This is a genomic window from Escherichia sp. MOD1-EC4550, from assembly GCF_963876935.1.
Classification (GTDB): Bacteria; Pseudomonadota; Gammaproteobacteria; order Enterobacterales; family Enterobacteriaceae; genus Escherichia; species Escherichia coli_F.
This window is the reverse complement of sequence record NZ_CAWNSE010000007.1, coordinates 67046-83832: the sequence shown is the minus strand read 5'-3', so window position 1 is coordinate 83832 and position 16787 is coordinate 67046. Positions and strand designations below refer to the sequence as shown.

General features: G+C 50.5%; 16 protein-coding genes. 6 read left to right on the top strand and 10 right to left on the bottom strand.

The window, feature by feature from the left end:
• Positions 1-68: 68 nt before the first annotated feature.
• A complete protein-coding gene (gcd, locus tag AACU19_RS04000) occupies positions 69-2459 on the bottom strand; it encodes a quinoprotein glucose dehydrogenase (RefSeq protein ID WP_105278708.1) in 2391 nt (796 codons plus the stop codon).
• A 205-nt stretch (positions 2460-2664) separates the two neighbouring features.
• Between gcd and hpt the strand changes: the two genes are divergently transcribed.
• A complete protein-coding gene (gene hpt, locus AACU19_RS03995) occupies positions 2665-3201 on the top strand; it encodes a hypoxanthine phosphoribosyltransferase (protein ID WP_000683336.1) in 537 nt (178 codons plus the stop codon).
• A 40-nt stretch (positions 3202-3241) separates the two neighbouring features.
• Here the strand turns inward: hpt and can are convergent, their stop codons facing one another.
• The gene (can, locus tag AACU19_RS03990) at positions 3242-3904 is read right to left on the bottom strand and encodes a carbonate dehydratase (RefSeq protein ID WP_000651599.1); all 663 of its coding nucleotides are present in this window, start codon (positions 3902-3904) and stop codon (positions 3242-3244) included.
• 108 nt (positions 3905-4012) lie between these two features.
• Between can and AACU19_RS03985 the strand changes: the two genes are divergently transcribed.
• The 4 genes from AACU19_RS03985 (at position 4013) to AACU19_RS03970 (ending at position 7544) form a co-directional block, all read left to right on the top strand.
• Positions 4013-4939 (top strand): ABC transporter ATP-binding protein, encoded by a 927-nt coding sequence (locus AACU19_RS03985; RefSeq protein WP_000150637.1) that lies wholly within the window; start codon positions 4013-4015, stop codon positions 4937-4939.
• Positions 4936-5706 (top strand): ABC transporter permease, encoded by a 771-nt coding sequence (locus tag AACU19_RS03980; protein WP_000972203.1) that lies wholly within the window; start codon positions 4936-4938, stop codon positions 5704-5706. Before AACU19_RS03985 ends, AACU19_RS03980 begins: the two co-directional genes overlap by 4 nt.
• A gap of 104 nt (positions 5707-5810) precedes the next feature.
• The gene (locus AACU19_RS03975; protein ID WP_105278707.1) at positions 5811-6251 is read left to right on the top strand and encodes a PTS sugar transporter subunit IIA; all 441 of its coding nucleotides are present in this window, start codon (positions 5811-5813) and stop codon (positions 6249-6251) included.
• A 63-nt stretch (positions 6252-6314) separates the two neighbouring features.
• Positions 6315-7544 carry a polysaccharide deacetylase family protein gene (locus tag AACU19_RS03970; RefSeq protein WP_105278706.1) on the top strand — a complete coding sequence of 410 codons (1230 nt, stop codon included), beginning with the start codon at positions 6315-6317 and terminating at the stop codon, positions 7542-7544.
• A 3-nt stretch (positions 7545-7547) separates the two neighbouring features.
• Here AACU19_RS03970 and panD read toward each other — a convergent pair whose 3' ends face one another.
• Positions 7548-7928 carry an aspartate 1-decarboxylase gene (panD, locus tag AACU19_RS03965; RefSeq protein WP_000621515.1) on the bottom strand — a complete coding sequence of 127 codons (381 nt, stop codon included), beginning with the start codon at positions 7926-7928 and terminating at the stop codon, positions 7548-7550.
• A 273-nt stretch (positions 7929-8201) separates the two neighbouring features.
• On the opposite strand from panD, the gene AACU19_RS03960 reads away from it, so the two are divergent.
• Positions 8202-9134: an Rpn family recombination-promoting nuclease/putative transposase gene (locus tag AACU19_RS03960; RefSeq protein ID WP_105278705.1), complete on the top strand. Its 933-nt coding sequence runs from the start codon at positions 8202-8204 to the stop codon at positions 9132-9134.
• Between the two features lie 220 nt (positions 9135-9354).
• On the opposite strand, the gene panC is transcribed toward AACU19_RS03960, so the two are convergent.
• The 7 genes from panC to AACU19_RS03925 form a co-directional block, all read right to left on the bottom strand.
• Positions 9355-10206, bottom strand: coding sequence for a pantoate--beta-alanine ligase (gene panC / locus AACU19_RS03955; protein WP_032302397.1), 852 nt, complete (start codon positions 10204-10206; stop codon positions 9355-9357).
• A gap of 11 nt (positions 10207-10217) precedes the next feature.
• A complete protein-coding gene (panB, locus tag AACU19_RS03950) occupies positions 10218-11012 on the bottom strand; it encodes a 3-methyl-2-oxobutanoate hydroxymethyltransferase (protein WP_032302399.1) in 795 nt (264 codons plus the stop codon).
• Positions 11013-11130: 118 nt separating this feature from the next.
• On the bottom strand, positions 11131-12363 hold the full coding sequence (locus AACU19_RS03945; protein ID WP_105278704.1) for a fimbrial protein: 1233 nt from the start codon (positions 12361-12363) through the stop codon (positions 11131-11133).
• A gap of 26 nt (positions 12364-12389) precedes the next feature.
• Positions 12390-12962, bottom strand: coding sequence for a fimbrial-like protein (locus tag AACU19_RS03940; RefSeq protein ID WP_105278703.1), 573 nt, complete (start codon positions 12960-12962; stop codon positions 12390-12392).
• On the bottom strand, positions 12963-13559 hold the full coding sequence (locus AACU19_RS03935; protein WP_105278702.1) for a fimbrial protein: 597 nt from the start codon (positions 13557-13559) through the stop codon (positions 12963-12965).
• A gap of 11 nt (positions 13560-13570) precedes the next feature.
• Complete coding sequence (locus tag AACU19_RS03930) at positions 13571-14143, bottom strand: fimbrial protein (RefSeq protein ID WP_105272028.1); 573 nt, start codon at positions 14141-14143, stop codon at positions 13571-13573.
• 16 nt (positions 14144-14159) lie between these two features.
• On the bottom strand, positions 14160-16766 hold the full coding sequence (locus AACU19_RS03925; protein ID WP_105278701.1) for an outer membrane usher protein: 2607 nt from the start codon (positions 16764-16766) through the stop codon (positions 14160-14162).
• Positions 16767-16787 lie beyond the last annotated feature (21 nt).

Below are 16787 nucleotides of genomic sequence, written 5' to 3'. Positions count from 1 at the left end.
GCCGGATAAGGCGTTTTCGCCGCATCCGGCATGAACAAAGCGCACTTTGTCAGCAATATGAGTCAATCTTAATTCACATCATCCGGCAACGCATAAGCCACAATATAGTCGCCCATCTTCGTACCAAATGAACCGTGACCGCCTGCGGAGATCACCACATACTGCTTACCATTCACTTCATAGGTCATCGGTGTTGCCTGACCACCCGCCGGTAAACGGCCCTGCCACAGTTTTTCACCGTTGCTCATGTTATAAGCGCGCAGGTAGTTATCTGCCGTAGCGGCGATAAATAGCACGTTACCCGCCGTGGAGATTGGCCCGCCCAGCATCGGCATACCCATATTGAACGGCACCGGAACGGGCATCGGGAACGGCATGCTGTCCTGCGGCGTACCAATGCGTTTCTTCCACACTACTTCGTTGGTTTTCAGATCCAAGGCCGAGATATAGCCCCATGCTGGCTGTTTACACGGCAGACCAAACGGTGAAAGGAACGGGTTGAGCGTAACGCCATACGGTACGCCGTACTGTGGCTGAATGCCGGATTCCGTACCCGTGCCTTTGGCATCTTTTGGCTGTTCCATCGGGTTGCCTGGACCGCGAGGGATCAGTTTCGAAACGAACGGCAGCGCCATTGGGTTGGCAATTGCCACTTCACGATTCGGATCAACGGAAATCCCGCCCCATTCGAACATCCCCAGGTTACCCGGGAAGACCAGCGTACCCTGTTCAGATGGCGGGGTGAAAATACCTTCATAACGCATCTGGTGGAACATTACGCGGCACACCAGTTGGTCAAACATGGTGGCGCCCCACATATCCGCACCGCTTAAATCTTTCGTCGGACGGAAGCTCAGTTCAGAAAACGGTTGAGTAGGGGTAACGTAATCACCTTTCGCTGCGCCTTGCGGCACCGGTTTTTCCGGGGCCGGAACCACCAGTTCACCATTGCGGCGATCAAGCACAAAAATGTTGCCGGTTTTCGCTGGAGCGTAAATGACCGGCACTTTCTGACCATTAACGGTGATGTCCGCCAGCGTCGGCTGTGCCGGAAGATCCATATCCCACAGGTCGTGGTGAACGGTCTGATAGCTCCACGCCAGTTTCCCGGTAGTGGCATTCAGCGCCAGAATTGAGCTGGCATAACGTTCCTGTTCTGGGGTGCGGTTACCGCCCCAGATATCTGGCGTGGTAACGCCCATCGGCAGATACACCAGATCCAGCTTCGCGTCATAGGCCGCAGGTGCCCACGAGTTTGGCGAGTTAAAGGTAAAGGTGTGTTCGTCAGACGGGATCGCGTTCGGATCTTTCGCGCCTGGATCAAAGGCCCACAACAGCTCCCCGGTAATGACATCAAAACCACGGATCACGCCAGACGTTTCGCGGGTTGAGAAGTTGTCGGTGACTGAACCGGCCATCACGATGGTTTTATCGGTGATAATCGGCGGCGAAGTCGGTTCATACAGACCCGGTTTGGTGTCCGGCATATTGCTTTGCAGATTGAGCACGCCTTTATTGGCGAAGGTTTCGCACAGCTTGCCGTTTTCAGCGTTAATCGCAATCAGTCGACCATCATTGACCGGAAGAATGATACGACGCGGGCAATCCGCCATCACTTCCGGCGAAGCAGTTTCTGCTTTGGCTTCATGATAAGAGACACCACGGCAGGTTACATGCTGGAAAGACTCGTTGGTTTTCAGCTCAGGATCGTAATGCCATTTCTCTTTGCCGCTGGCGGCATCGAGCGCAAACAAACGCTGGTGAGCGGTACACAGGTAAAGCGTGTCGCCTACTTTAATCGGTGTCACTTCATTGGTGATTTCGCCCGGATCGTTCGGCTGTTTCACATCGCCTGTACGGAACACCCAGGCTTCTTTCAGCTTGTGGACGTTATCAGCGTTAATTTGTTTCAGTGGTGAAAAGCGTTGACCTTCCTGATTGCGACCATAGGCAGGCCAGTCTTGATCGGCAACGGGGGAGATAGCTTCGGCAGGTGTAGCATCAGCGCTTAAGGTGCCGTTGATTTCCTGTGGATCGTTAAATCCGGCCCAGGTGAGGATACCACCGCTAATCAACAGCGCGACCACCAACGCGGCAACTGCGCCGCTGGCAGGAATGACCAGGCGACGCCAGACAAACGGCAGGATCAGCCAGATACCAAAGAAGACCAGAATGTCGCTACGCGGCGTCAGCGCCCAGAAATCGAAACCCACTTCCCAGACGCCCCAAATCATGGTGCCAAGCAGCAATGCCGCGTAAAGCCAAAGTGCGGCGCGTTTGCTGCGCCACAGCATCCAGGCGACGCCGAGCATCACAAGGCCAGCGATAGGGTAGTACCAGGAGCCGCCGATCGCGACCAACCAGCCTCCGCCAATGAGAAGATACAGCCCGCAAAGCGCTGCAAATAGGGCTGTTAGCGTGACGAGTAATCGTCGCGAGCCGGTATTGTTAATTGCCATAAAGAGACACCATTTCAATTCATTAATATTTTAGTAGCAATTAATTATAGGTTTTAACATGTGTGATCGTCATCACAATTCGAGCTTTATTAACAGATTCCGCCAATGAATAGTTTTACTGGTATACTGCGTGTCTTGCGCTTTGTTGCGGTGCCAAAACCTGCCCGTGCGAAGTGATTTGTTTTTAAATCATATGGTTAGAGATATGAAACATACTGTAGAAGTAATGATCCCCGAAGCGGAGATTAAAGCGCGTATCGCCGAACTGGGTCGTCAGATTACTGAGCGTTACAAAGACAGCGGCAGCGATATGGTGCTGGTAGGCCTGCTGCGTGGCTCATTTATGTTTATGGCGGACCTGTGCCGTGAAGTTCAGGTATCTCATGAAGTCGATTTTATGACCGCCTCCAGCTACGGTAGCGGCATGTCCACCACCCGCGATGTGAAAATCCTCAAAGATCTGGATGAAGATATCCGTGGTAAGGACGTGCTGATTGTTGAAGATATCATCGACTCGGGTAATACACTGTCGAAAGTGCGTGAAATCTTAAGCCTGCGCGAACCGAAGTCGCTGGCGATTTGTACGCTGCTGGATAAACCGTCCCGTCGTGAAGTGAATGTCCCGGTAGAATTTATCGGTTTCTCGATCCCGGATGAGTTTGTGGTGGGCTACGGCATTGATTACGCTCAGCGTTACCGCCATCTGCCGTACATCGGCAAAGTAGTGCTGCTGGACGAGTAAGTGCGGATGTGCCGGATGTGTTGCATCCGGCATGGTGTTTTTATTTGTGGTTGGCGTGTTTCAGCTTGAGATTGGAAATCCCGTGACGGTAACGTTGTTCAAGGGTTTCGCGGTTGGTGGCGGTAACATCCAGATCACGCAGCAAACCGTCGTGAATGCCGTAGGCCCAGCCGTGAATGGTGACTTTCTGCCCGCGTTTCCACGCTGATTGCATAATGGTGGAGTGGCCCAGGTTATATACCTGCTCCATGACGTTCAGTTCGCACAAGGTATCCAGACGGCGCTCTTGCGGCATTTCGCCAAGCAATGAGCTATGTTTGAACCAGATATCGCGAATGTGTAGCAGCCAGTTGTTGATAAGCCCCAGTTCCGGGTTTTCAACTGCGGCCTGTACGCCGCCGCAACCGTAGTGGCCACAGATAATAATGTGTTCAACTTCGAGAACATCCACTGCATACTGAACCACGGAAAGGCAGTTCAGGTCGGTGTGAATGACCAGGTTAGCAACATTACGGTGAACAAAGAGTTCGCCCGGCTCAAGACCGGTTAAACGTTCTGCAGGAACGCGACTGTCGGAACATCCAATCCATAGAAAGCGCGGTTTTTGCGCTTGCGCCAGTTTCTCAAAAAACCCGGGATCCTCTTCCACCAGCATTTTTGACCATAGTGCATTGTTGCTGATGAGTGTATCTATGTCTTTCATGGAGGTTAACGACCTGTAACCAAATAATTACGTTTGGCTAATATAGGGCAACTCCGGGACGATTTAAACCACAGATAAAGTGTAAGAACGTAAGGTAAGTAAAAATTTATGACCATTGCACTGGAACTTCAACAGCTTAAAAAAACCTATCCAGGCGGCGTTCAGGCGCTTCGTGGAATCGATTTGCAGGTCGAAGCGGGTGATTTTTATGCGCTTCTAGGGCCGAACGGGGCCGGGAAATCAACCACTATCGGTATTATCAGCTCTCTGGTAAATAAAACCTCCGGGCGGGTCAGCGTATTTGGTTACGATCTCGAGAAGGATGTCGTGAACGCTAAACGTCAGTTGGGACTGGTGCCGCAGGAATTTAACTTCAACCCGTTTGAAACCGTGCAACAAATTGTGGTGAACCAGGCGGGGTACTACGGTGTAGAGCGCAAAGAAGCGTACATCCGCAGCGAAAAGTATCTTAAACAGCTCGATTTATGGGGAAAGCGTAACGAACGTGCGCGTATGTTATCGGGCGGGATGAAGCGCCGTTTAATGATTGCTCGTGCGTTAATGCATGAACCTAAACTGCTGATTCTTGACGAACCGACCGCAGGCGTGGATATCGAACTTCGCCGCTCAATGTGGGGATTTTTGAAGGATTTAAACGACAAAGGCACCACCATCATTCTTACCACGCACTACCTGGAAGAAGCAGAAATGCTGTGCCGCAATATCGGCATTATTCAACACGGTGAGCTGGTGGAAAATACCTCGATGAAGGCGCTGCTGGCGAAGCTGAAATCGGAAACTTTTATTCTCGATCTCGCGCCGAAAAGCCCATTACCGAAGCTCGATGGCTATCAGTATCGACTGGTCGATACCGCTACGCTGGAAGTTGAAGTGCTGCGTGAGCAGGGGATTAACAGCGTGTTCACGCAGTTAAGTGAGCAGGGTATTCAGGTATTAAGTATGCGTAACAAAGCTAACCGTCTGGAAGAGCTGTTTGTTTCACTGGTTAATGAAAAACAAGGAGATCGCGCATGATGCATCTTTACTGGGTGGCACTAAAAAGCATCTGGGCGAAAGAGATCCATCGCTTTATGCGTATCTGGGTGCAGACGCTGGTGCCACCGGTCATCACCATGACTCTTTATTTTATTATCTTCGGTAACCTGATTGGTTCGCGCATCGGCGATATGCATGGCTTCAGCTATATGCAGTTCATCGTGCCGGGGCTGATCATGATGTCGGTAATCACCAATGCCTACGCCAACGTCGCTTCATCATTTTTTGGTGCCAAGTTTCAGCGTAATATTGAAGAGCTGCTGGTTGCACCCGTACCGACTCACGTGATTATTGCCGGATATGTTGGCGGTGGCGTGGCGCGCGGACTGTTTGTTGGCATTCTGGTGACGGCAATTTCACTGTTTTTTGTGCCTTTTCAGGTACATTCGTGGGTATTTGTCGCTTTAACGCTGGTGCTCACGGCGGTGTTATTCTCCCTTGCTGGATTGTTGAACGGCGTGTTTGCCAAAACGTTCGATGACATCAGCCTGGTGCCAACCTTTGTGTTAACGCCACTCACGTATTTGGGCGGGGTCTTTTACTCCCTGACTTTGCTGCCGCCGTTCTGGCAGGGACTGTCGCACCTGAACCCGATCGTTTATATGATCAGTGGTTTCCGCTACGGCTTCCTCGGTATCAATGATGTGCCGCTGGTCACTACATTTGGCGTACTGGTGGTCTTTATTGTGGCGTTTTATTTGATTTGCTGGTCGCTGATCCAACGTGGGCGTGGTCTGCGTAGCTAAGGCTATTTCCTCTCCTCTGGATTCGGGGGAGAGGAGTTTTGACGACTATCACCCTTTATCAACCATGGTCAGGGTAGACTGATTTTCGGCTAAGGAGGAAGGCGATGCTAGGTTGGGTTATTACCTGTCACGATGATCGGGCGCAAGAGATACTGGATGCGCTGGAGAAAAAACACGGGGCGCTTCTTCAGTGCCGGGCCGTGAATTTCTGGCGCGGATTAAGTTCTAATATGCTCAGCCGTATGATGTGCGATGCTCTGCATGAAGCAGACTCTGGCGATGGGGTGATCTTTTTAACTGATATTGCCGGAGCGCCGCCTTACCGCGTGGCTTCGCTATTAAGCCACAAACACTCCCGCTGTGAAGTGATTTCTGGGGTAACATTACCGTTAGTTGAACAGATGCTGGCCTACCGTGAAACATTATCCAGCGCTGAGTTTCGCGAGCGAATTGTCGAACTGGGTACGCCGGAGGTCAGTAGTCTTTGGCACCAACAACAAAAAAATCCGCCTTTCGTCCTCAAACATAATTTGTATGAGTATTAACCCGCGATCCTGATGACGCTTTTGCTACAATAAAAGCGTTGTTTCATCCCTGGTTATTTTTTCATGTATAAACAAGCTGTTATTCTCCTGCTGATGCTGTTTACCACAAGCGTCAGTGCCGCATTGCCTGCCCGTTATATGCAAACCATCGAAAATGCCGCGGTCTGGGCGCAAATTGGCGACAAAATGGTGACGGTAGGGAATATTCGGGCCGGACAAATCATTGCCGTGGAGCCGACTGCCGCAAGTTATTACGCATTTAATTTTGGTTTTGGCAAAGGGTTTATCGATAAAGGTCATCTCGAGCCGGTTCAGGGGCGACAAAAGGTTGAAGACGGTTTGGGTGACCTCAACAAGCCGCTGAGTAATCAGAACTTAATAACCTGGAAAGATACGCCGGTTTATAACGCGCCGAGTGTGGGCAGTGCGCCATTTGGGGTACTGGCGGACAATTTGCGTTATCCGATTTTGCATAAACTGAAAGACAGGTTAAACCAAATCTGGTATCAGATCCGTATTGGCGATCGACTGGCCTATATCAGCGCGCTGGATGCCCAACCCGACAATGGCCTGCCGGTGCTAACCTATCATCATATTCTGCGCGACGAAGAAAACACCCGTTTTCGCCATACTTCGACGACCACCTCGGTACGTGCCTTCAATAACCAGATGGCCTGGCTGCGCGACAGGGGGTACGCGACACTGAGCATGACACAGTTGGAAGGTTACGTGCAGAATAAAATTAATCTCCCGGCACGTGCCGTGGTGATTACCTTTGATGATGGTCTCAAGTCGGTTAGCCGCTATGCGTATCCTGTGTTGAAACACTATGGTATGAAGGCGACGGCATTTATTGTTACCTCGCGCATCAAACGTCACCCGCAGAAATGGGATCCAAAATCGCTGCAATTTATGAGCATTTCTGAGCTTAACGAAATTCGTGATGTATTTGATTTCCAGTCACATACTCATTTTTTGCATCGGGTAGATGGCTATCGCCGCCCCATATTACTGAGCCGTAGTGAGCACAATATTCTGTTTGATTTTGCGCGATCGCGTCGGGCGCTGGCGCAGTTTAATCCACATGTCTTGTATCTTTCTTATCCGTTTGGCGGTTTTAATGACAAAGCGGTGAAGGCGGCACGTGAAGCCGGATTTCATCTGGCAGTGACCACCATGAAAGGCAAAGTTAAACCTGGGGATAATCCGTTATTGTTAAAACGACTTTATATCTTGAGAACGGATTCGCTGGAGACGATGTCGCGGCTGGTGAGTAACCAGCCGCAGGGGTGATTATCAGGCCACCTGAACTGGAATCGCTTTCGCGGTACGTTTCATTTCGTTGTCGCCTTCAAAGTAGGCAACGTTGGGCCGCCAGGTGCGAGCTTCTTCATCCGGCATGGTGACGAAGCTGGCGATGATGACAATATCGCCGACGCTGGCGCAGTGGGCTGCCGCACCGTTAACAGAAATAATTCTCGAACCGCGTTCTGCTGCGATGGCATAGGTGGAGAAACGCTTGCCGTTGGTGACATTCCAGATATCAATGGCTTCGTTTTCGAGAATACCGGCTGCGTCAAGAAAATCCTGGTCAATGGCGCAAGAACCTTCATAGTGCAGGTCCGCATGAGTCACTTTCACGCGGTGGAGTTTGCCCTGCAGCATCGTGCGAATCATAACTTCTACCTTTCTACCCTGTCGTTAACGAAGCAGGCGGTGCCTGCTTTGAGGAAATTCTCACGCAGTATTGCCCGATTTTTGTTTAGTGTCTACTCATCTGACGGCATTTGCATCAGCAGTTTGCGTACCGTGCCGAAGCGAGCCATGTAACACCTGTAACCAATTGAAATTTCTCTGAACGCTGCTCGGTAAACACTAAAGAGGCGGCTGACGACGGCGCGCCTTGACTGGATACTGCCTTCACGCAAGACAACACGGAAGGCAGGGAAGATGGATGCACCGAGTACCACACCGCATGATGCGGTGTTTAAACAATTTTTAATGCACGCGGAAACGGCTCGCGACTTTCTGGATATCCATTTGCCAGCGGAGCTACGCGAACTGTGTGACCTCGACACGCTGCATCTTGAGTCGGGGAGTTTTATTGAAGAAAGCCTGAAAGGGCACAGCACTGACGTGCTCTATTCCGTGCAAATGCAGGGTAATACGGGCTATCTACATGTTGTAATTGAACACCAAAGCAAGCCGGACAAAAAAATGGCCTTTCGCATGATGCGTTATTCTATTGCTGCCATGCACCGGCATCTGGAGGCAGATCACGATAAGCTGCCGCTGGTGGTGCCGATTTTGTTTTATCAGGGCGAGGCCACGCCTTATCCACTCTCAATGTGCTGGTTTGATATGTTTTACTCGCCGGAGCTGGCGCGACGCGTCTATAACAGTCCTTTCCCGCTGGTGGATATCACTATCACACCGGATGACGAAATCATGCAACATCGGCGGATTGCGATTCTCGAACTGCTGCAAAAACATATTCGCCAGCGCGACTTAATGTTATTGCTGGAGCAACTGGTCACGCTGATTGACGAAGGGTACACTAGCGGAAGTCAGTTAGTTGCCATGCAAAACTATATGCTGCAACGCGGTCATACTGAACAAGCGGATTTGTTTTATGGTGTGGTGAGAGACAGGGAAACGGGAGGGGAGTCTATGATGACGTTGGCGCAGTGGTTTGAAGAGAAGGGAATTGAGAAGGGAATTGAGAAGGGAATTGAGAAGGGGATTGAGAAGGGGATTCAGCTGGGAAGACAGGAGGAAAGGCAAGAATTCGCCCTGCGTCTTCTGAGTAAAGGAATGTCTCGGGAAGACGTTGCAGAGATGGCAAATTTACCTCTTGCTGAGATTGATAAGCTAATTAACTAAGTTGTCTGCGGTATGAATAACCGCTTACAGACGTCATCGTCATGACGTGGGGCAAATTAATAATTGGCGCCATCAGCCGTAGCGCCAGTTATACTCGTCATACTTCAAGTTGCATGTGCTGCGTCTGCGTTCGCTCACCCCAGTCACTTACTTATGTAAGCTCCTGGGGATTCACTCGCTTGCCGCCTTCCTGCAACTTGAATTATTTAGAGTATAAGTATTACGCCAGTTCGACCATTTTGTTGTCGATCAGGCGAGCATCGCCAAGCCAGGCGGCTACCAGAATCACAGCTCGTTTGCTGTTTTCAGCGATTTCCAGCAAGGTGTCGGCATCGCGAATCTGAATATCATCGGAACGGAAACCTTTTTCATTCAGTTCTTGCCCGGCAATAGCAATAATTTCATCGAGATCCCGTTCGCCAGCCTGCAATTTGTCGGCAATTGAACTTAAGACCTTGTACAGACCCGGCGCAATTTTACGTTGTTCCGCCGTCAGATAGCCGTTACGGGAACTGAGCGCCAGACCGTCTTTAGCGCGCATAATCGGCACTCCGACAATCTCAATATCAAAGCCCATGTCGGCAACCATTTTGCGGATCAGCGCCAGTTGCTGAAAATCCTTTTCACCGAAGCAGGCGATGTCCGGCTGGACCAGGTTGAACAGTTTGCTGACGATGGTCGATACGCCGCGAAAATGTCCTGGACGGCTGGCACCTTCCAGCATGGTGGAAAGGCCTGGAACATCGACATAGGTGTGGGTTTCTGTACCGTTCGGATAGATCTCTTTTACCGAGGGAGCGAAAACCAGATCCACTTTACGTTTGTTTAGCTTCTCGCAGTCTTCCTGCAAGGTGCGTGGGTAGCGAGCCAGATCTTCCGGGCGGTCAAACTGCATTGGGTTAACGAAAATACTGACGACGACCACATCGGCGCGGGCTTTGGCTTCGTCGACCAGCTTCATATGACCATCGTGCAGGTTACCCATAGTAGGCACCAGCGCCACGCGTTTGCCTTCCATTCGCAGGCGGCGAATTTGCTGACGCAGCAACGGCAGGGTTTCGATAATTAACACAACGTGACTCCTTAATGGAAACTGTGTTCTTCGCCCGGATAAACCCCGGACTCCACTTCAGCTATATACTGACGCACTGCTGCGCGGATGTCGCCCGTTTCAGCAAGGAAATTTTTTGCAAATTTAGGGATATGGCCGCCGGTAATACCGAACGCGTCGTGCATCACGAGGATTTGCCCGTCGGTGACGTTGCCCGCGCCAATACCGATTACCGGAATCGCCAGCGCTTCAGTAATGCGTTTCGCCAGTTCAACCGGCACGCATTCCAGCACCAGCAACTGTGCACCAGCGGCTTCTAAGGCTAACGCATCGCTGAGCAGTTGATCGCCCGCTTCATCGCCACGCCCTTGTACTTTGTAGCCGCCAAAAATATTCACTGACTGTGGGGTTAAACCTAAATGACCACACACCGGAACTGCACGTTCAGTCAGCATTCGTACCGTCTCAACCAACCATGCGCCGCCTTCAATTTTGACCATATTGGCTCCGGCACGCATTACTGTGGCGGCATTTTCAAAGGCCTGTTCCGGGGTGGAATACGCCATAAACGGCAGGTCAGCCAGCAGCAGGCAATTCGGTGCGCCACGACGTACGGCAGCAGTGTGGTAGGCGATATCTTGAACGGTTACCGGGAGTGTGGAGTCGTGCCCCTGAACAGTCATGCCCAGCGAATCGCCAACCAACATCACGTTAAGTCCTTCTTCAGCAAACAATTTGGCGAAGCTGTAGTCGTAAGCGGTAATAGTGGCGAAGCGTTTTTTTTCTTGTTTGTATTTGTTCAGCAAGGAGATGGTGGTCGGTTTCATCATAACCCCTGTTAGTCATAAGTGTTATCTATAGGATTGGCGCATTGTAGGGGATGTCAGTGATGAGTGTTAGCCCTTTATGGTCAAAACCGGCAGGGGGGCCTGCCGGTAGCGGGGCTCATGGGTAGGTGATAGAGAAAACGGCGGTCGCTTTGAAATCCCCGCCTCTGATTTGTTGATTGTTGTCTTGTTTGAGGGTGGCAACAAAATTTAGCGTTTGATTTGCTGCGGTTCCCGATGTGCCTGAACCAATAATGCCATTCGACGTGTCAGTCGTATCGACATAGGCTTTATAAACGGAGTTGGTATCGTTAGGGTGAAGAACAACCTCGGCATAATGTGAGTTCGATTTTCCTTTAATCTCCACGCCTACGCCGTTGGCGGCATTGGCCTCGGCGGTTAACGAATTACCCAATAACGCAGCCGACATTGCAGGGGCGCCGGTAGTCATTTTGACCTCGATATTGGTGACCCGGTAACAGTTCTTTAGTGCTATACCAAAAGGGATGCCGTCAACGCCATCAATGATGTCTTTGGGGTTATATTCACCGAGGCTGACGGTATCTCCCTTAACTGTATTCCCCGAAACGACCGCTGAGGTACAGGTTGGCGAGCTAAGCGTCACGTTCCCCATATTGAACGTCTGATAAATATAGTGCGAGGTCAATGCACCACCAGGCGCTGCATTTGTCACTGAATAGTGATATCCCTTGTTGCTCAGTAAAGCGATGCTACCTGTCGTATTGGGATTGAAGGTGCCATCATTATAAAACTCAATATCAATTTTACTGACCAGACCGCCTACGGCTGTGTAATTCCCCAGATCGGCGACGCATACGGAATGCTCGGGCGTTAATGTCAATGTTTGTTGGGGGGTATCACCGATATAGATATCGCTGCTGGAGGTTGTTTTGAATGAGCTTACATTGTACATGTGCATCCTGAAGTAGAGACCCTGCACATTGGTTTTAAAGAGCTTGTGGCCATCTGCACTCACCAGAGCATCAACGAAATGGCTCTCCAGGGTTAATGGTGTTCCCATTCCGCCAGCGCCACAGTAAATCAGGCTATTTCCTGATGAGTTTGTATCCACCCAACCCAGCTGGAGCCTGATGTTGCTACTTTGTAGCCCCGCTGAGGTTGGGATCACTATCTGATTTGCCCCGGTACTGAACGTTGCCGTTGCGCTGCCATCCCCCTGTGGACCGGAATTATTTTCCGTCGAACCTGAATAGGTTTTGTTGCCGACGATTATTGTGTTGGCAGAGTGCAGGCAGCCTGAATAGAAGGATAAAAGAACCAGCAGTGTTAGACACCACCGCTTAAACCGGGAAAAATGTTGCGTGTTCATCTCTTCATCCTTGAGAGTGATATAGATTATTCATAATAGACCCCAACAAATACGCTCGCTTTTACCACGCCGCTGGTTACCGCTTGTGTAGGGTCAATTTTTTGCATCCGAGCGTAAAAGTGGTATGTCGCGTTAGCGATCGTTTCGGGCGTCACGGGGTAAATACTTTGCGGTTGACCACGCGTGTCGAGCACATTGAAAATATGCTGTGCGTCCTCGGTCGATAAAATAACCACGCCGACATTTTTTGCACCGTTGACCTGCTGGTTGGCGAATACCTGGAGGTTGGTTGGCGCAAGGGTGCCTGCCAGAGGCGTAAAGCTGACGGTCAGGTGGGCGGGATTTTTTCCCGCCACCTGCGCGCAGTCGCTGACGGTAATATAAAAGGGGTGCCCGCCAGAATAGACGCGATCGACAGAGGTATTATTATTCAGATAGCTATAATCCACTGTGCCTAAATCAATATTTCCATTATTGTCGAGCGTGACCCGGCAACTGGTGCTGATGATATTGGCAGTCATATTAATATTGGTGCTGGCTGCAATGGCGTTGTATGAAAACCAAAATGCAATCATGTAGATAAATGTTTTCATCATCATCTACTCATAGGTTACAGAAAAGATAGCATTGGTGGAGAATTGACCTGCACGGACATCCGCGATGGTATTATCCGATGCGACAACAATTCGGGCACTGAGCGGCCAGTGGACAATATTCGAGCCTGTTGCCGTGGCTAAATCGACAATACTGGTCGGTTTGGTTTTACAATTAAGCTGAATGCTGCCCTGACCTTCTGGCTGGTTGGTCGTCCACACTTCAACTGCAACACCGGTTGCCGCATCATCGTCCGCTGTCGTCAGTGCATTACGGTATCCGCCACCGGTACTGGAAGCGCCATCGCAGCCCGTCTGTGCAGAAAGCACAACTTTTGCCTGATCCTTTGCTAACCCTTCGCAGTGTGAAAACACCAGGCTGAAGTTCTGGTATTTCGATTTAGCGGAAAGCTCGTTGAGATAGACATCGCCAATAGCGATGGTGGTGGCTTGCTGATCCTCCGCATCGCGTAATTCCGCCGTGCAGGTACTGGCAGTGACCTTAGCACGTACCGTAACGTCCATAGAGCTACTGGCGGCGTGGCCGATGGCGATATATCCAAAGCACAGTAGCAAGACAAAGGTTATATTGTGAAAATTCATAAACAAACCTGCTATTGGTAGGTAAAGACGAAAGTCACTTTGGCCTGGAATTGGCCTGTGGTGATCGTATTCCCGGTGGTGGTCTGACGAAGCATGGCTGTGAGATCTAATCCATTACTTATTTCATCATTCGTCCAGGTAACTCGCTGGCTACCGTTGAGTTTAAAGCGGAGATTTTCATCAGCGTTCATACGTTTAATACCAAGACCAACATAGTTGGTATGTCCGGAAACAGTCTGGTCATTACCGATTAACGAATCTGTATAGCTGCTGACTGCGCCATTGAGGGTCATCGACAGGCCGGAAATATAGTTATTACAATTGCTGGCAAGGATTTTAAAATTAGCCTCCGACAGTGACGATTTATTCACAATGTCTGAAACACCCATATCAGGCAGATCCAGATAATAGTTATTTGTTGCGGTATCACCGCTGATATTAGCCCCATTCAATGCGTTGAGCGTCATGGCACAGGTCGTCTCTTTGATGGTCGCGGTAAAGTTCACCGAAAGATCGGTTGCCAGTGCGGGGCGCAGACAAAGCGACGTCAGCAGCAGCAGGGGCGGTAGTAAAAAAGCTCTCATTTCCTCTCCTGGAACATTATTGCTGGGTGCATGGCACGCCGTTGAGTACGATGGTTTTACCGGTCATGGTGGGTGATGACGGTATCTGATAATGAATACGGCACTGCTGGCGACTATTTTTCTCATACCAGGTGACCGTCAGTTCTCCGCTGTCGGCAATGCCGCGTACAAATGCCTGACTGCCCTGACCGACGGTCCCGATAGAGGTCCCTTTTTCGTCGGTAATATCGGAAGCAAACGGCACGGGCTGATTGTTGCTACGCAGTAAATTGAGAATGGCGGAGCGCCCGGTATCGGTGTCAAAGTGGCTGAAAATGACGGAACCCTGGCGCGGAATGGCGACGCTACTGGTGTTTTTGAGCTCCACGTCGTTATCCAGATCGTTAACATCGAGCGCGACGGTATTTTCCCGGTACGGTGACAGTGAACTGGTCACGCCGTAGCCAAAACGGTCGATGGTGCTGTTACCAAAGTTAATGCGCGCGCCTTTTGCACCCGGGGCGTTGATCAGCGCCAACGTGTCAGAGTCGGTAAAACTGTCGTTACTGAAGGTCAGACCGTGGCGGTGGAGTACAAAACCGCCATCGGTGCTGAGCCCATACTGACGTGAGCGATCGCTGCTGGTGGAGGCTGAGCCTGAAAATGTTCCCCACGGCGACTCATAGCTGGTATAACCGCTGATACTTTTCAGGCTGTCGCTGTTTTTCTGCACGTTATAGGCGGTATTCACGCTGTAACTCCAGCGATTATCCTGGCTGTAGCCCGAGGCATTGGCGTTAAATTGTGAGCTCCCTTTCATGTCACTGTTAACGCTGGTATTCAGGGTTTTGAACCCGCCCTGATGGCTATCGCGGCCCAGCAGTTTATCAAGCGGAATGGTCACGCTCAGATAAACCGAGTCATCCTTCTTATTGTCTTCGTCGTATGTGCGTTGCAGGCTGACGCTGTAGCTCGCCCAGTTAAAGGCATTGCTGTAGCCAAAGGCAAAACTGCTCTGTGATTCGTTGGTTACCCAGTAATCTGTCCATGTGCCATTCACATAGAAAGATCCATAGTCACGTTCATCACTTTTTAACGTTTGGTTAATGCTAACGCTGAACTGATTTTTCATGCGCGCATAACTGACAATCCCCGAATAGCCTTCTTCATCAGGATGGTTGGCAGAATTAATCAGCGTTAACGCGTCGTTCAACCCCAGATAGTTTTCAGTGGAGTAGCGATAGGCGGCAATGTTGAGTGAGGTTTCGGTCGGCGCGAAATATTTGTTCCATGAAACACGGTAACTCTGTCCACTATAGATTTTATCGTCAGGAATTTCGGCATGAGACTGAGTAACATCGAAGGAGAAAGCGCCCAGCGATGTATTCACTCCCAACCCTAATAAACCAGCCCAGTAGCCGTTATCGGTCATTTGCAGGCCGGTGTAGCCGGTGAAGGTGTTACTCAACCCGTAATAGTAGGTTCCTTGCAGCAGATTCGGTTTATCCCGGAGTTCCTCTTTATTGACCTCACCGGCGCTGATATCCCATTTGCCCACGCCGGGACGCATCATCTGGATCACCGATGAATAAGCCTGACTAAACGTACGTTTTGAACCGTCCGATTCGGTGATGGTTACCTCGAGATCGGCGCCGAACCCTGCCGGCGTGAGATCGTCAATCGCGAATGGACCAGGCGGCACGGTCGTTTCATAAATTTTATAACCGTTTTGGGTGATCGTGACTTTCGCGTTAGAGTTTGCCACGCCACGGATAACAGGCGCATACGACGCCAGCGTAGGGGGCAACATGCGGCTTTCGCTATAGAGTCGCAGCCCGCGAATAGGCACCGAGTCGAAGGTTTCTCCTGTGGTATTGGTTTCACCCATTACCAGCTGAGAGCGGAGCGCGGCGATATCGTGTTGCAGATATTTATCCTGAAATTCAAAACTGCCGCCGTCTTCTTTGTCCCACGAATAGTTACCATGTGAGCGAAAATGCCATCCCCATAAATTGATACCGCCCATCAGTCCGGCGTAGCTGGTTTCTGTGGTTTGATTGGGGGATTCACTGCGCCAGCCGTTAAGGGTGTAAGAGAGCATTGCGGCATTGATGCCTTCATCCCACAGCGACGGATCGACATAGTTGGCATAGGTTCTCTGCAGCCAGATTTGCGGCATGCTGATATCAAGCCGCTGATCGTTGCTATTGTAAGCGACGCTCGATTGCGGAATAGCAACCTCTACGTTCAGGCAATCCTGCGCAGCATTTTCGCGTTTTTGCAAAATTGCGTTATCCGCTAACTTTTCTGGCTGGCGAATATGCAGTTGTAATAATGTGTTGGTGGAGATACAGGGCTGAGCAGCGTGTTCAGGGTCTAATTCAATAAACTCGATTTTCAGATTGGCGCTGGCCTGGTTATTAATAAACACGCTGACGTCATAGCGCCCCGGCAATGTTGCGTTACCTTTGCTGTAACGATTGACATCAATATCTCTGGCACCTGCGCCCATCAGGAACGTGTTATCAAACTCAACGGTCTCGTTTGCCCCCCACACATTTTGTGTGCAGGGCAGCAGGCTACACGCAATCAGGCAAGCGAGCGGCGATCGTTGAATTCTTTTGCCATCGTGGGGGATCTTCATTGTACGATCTCAGCCGATCTC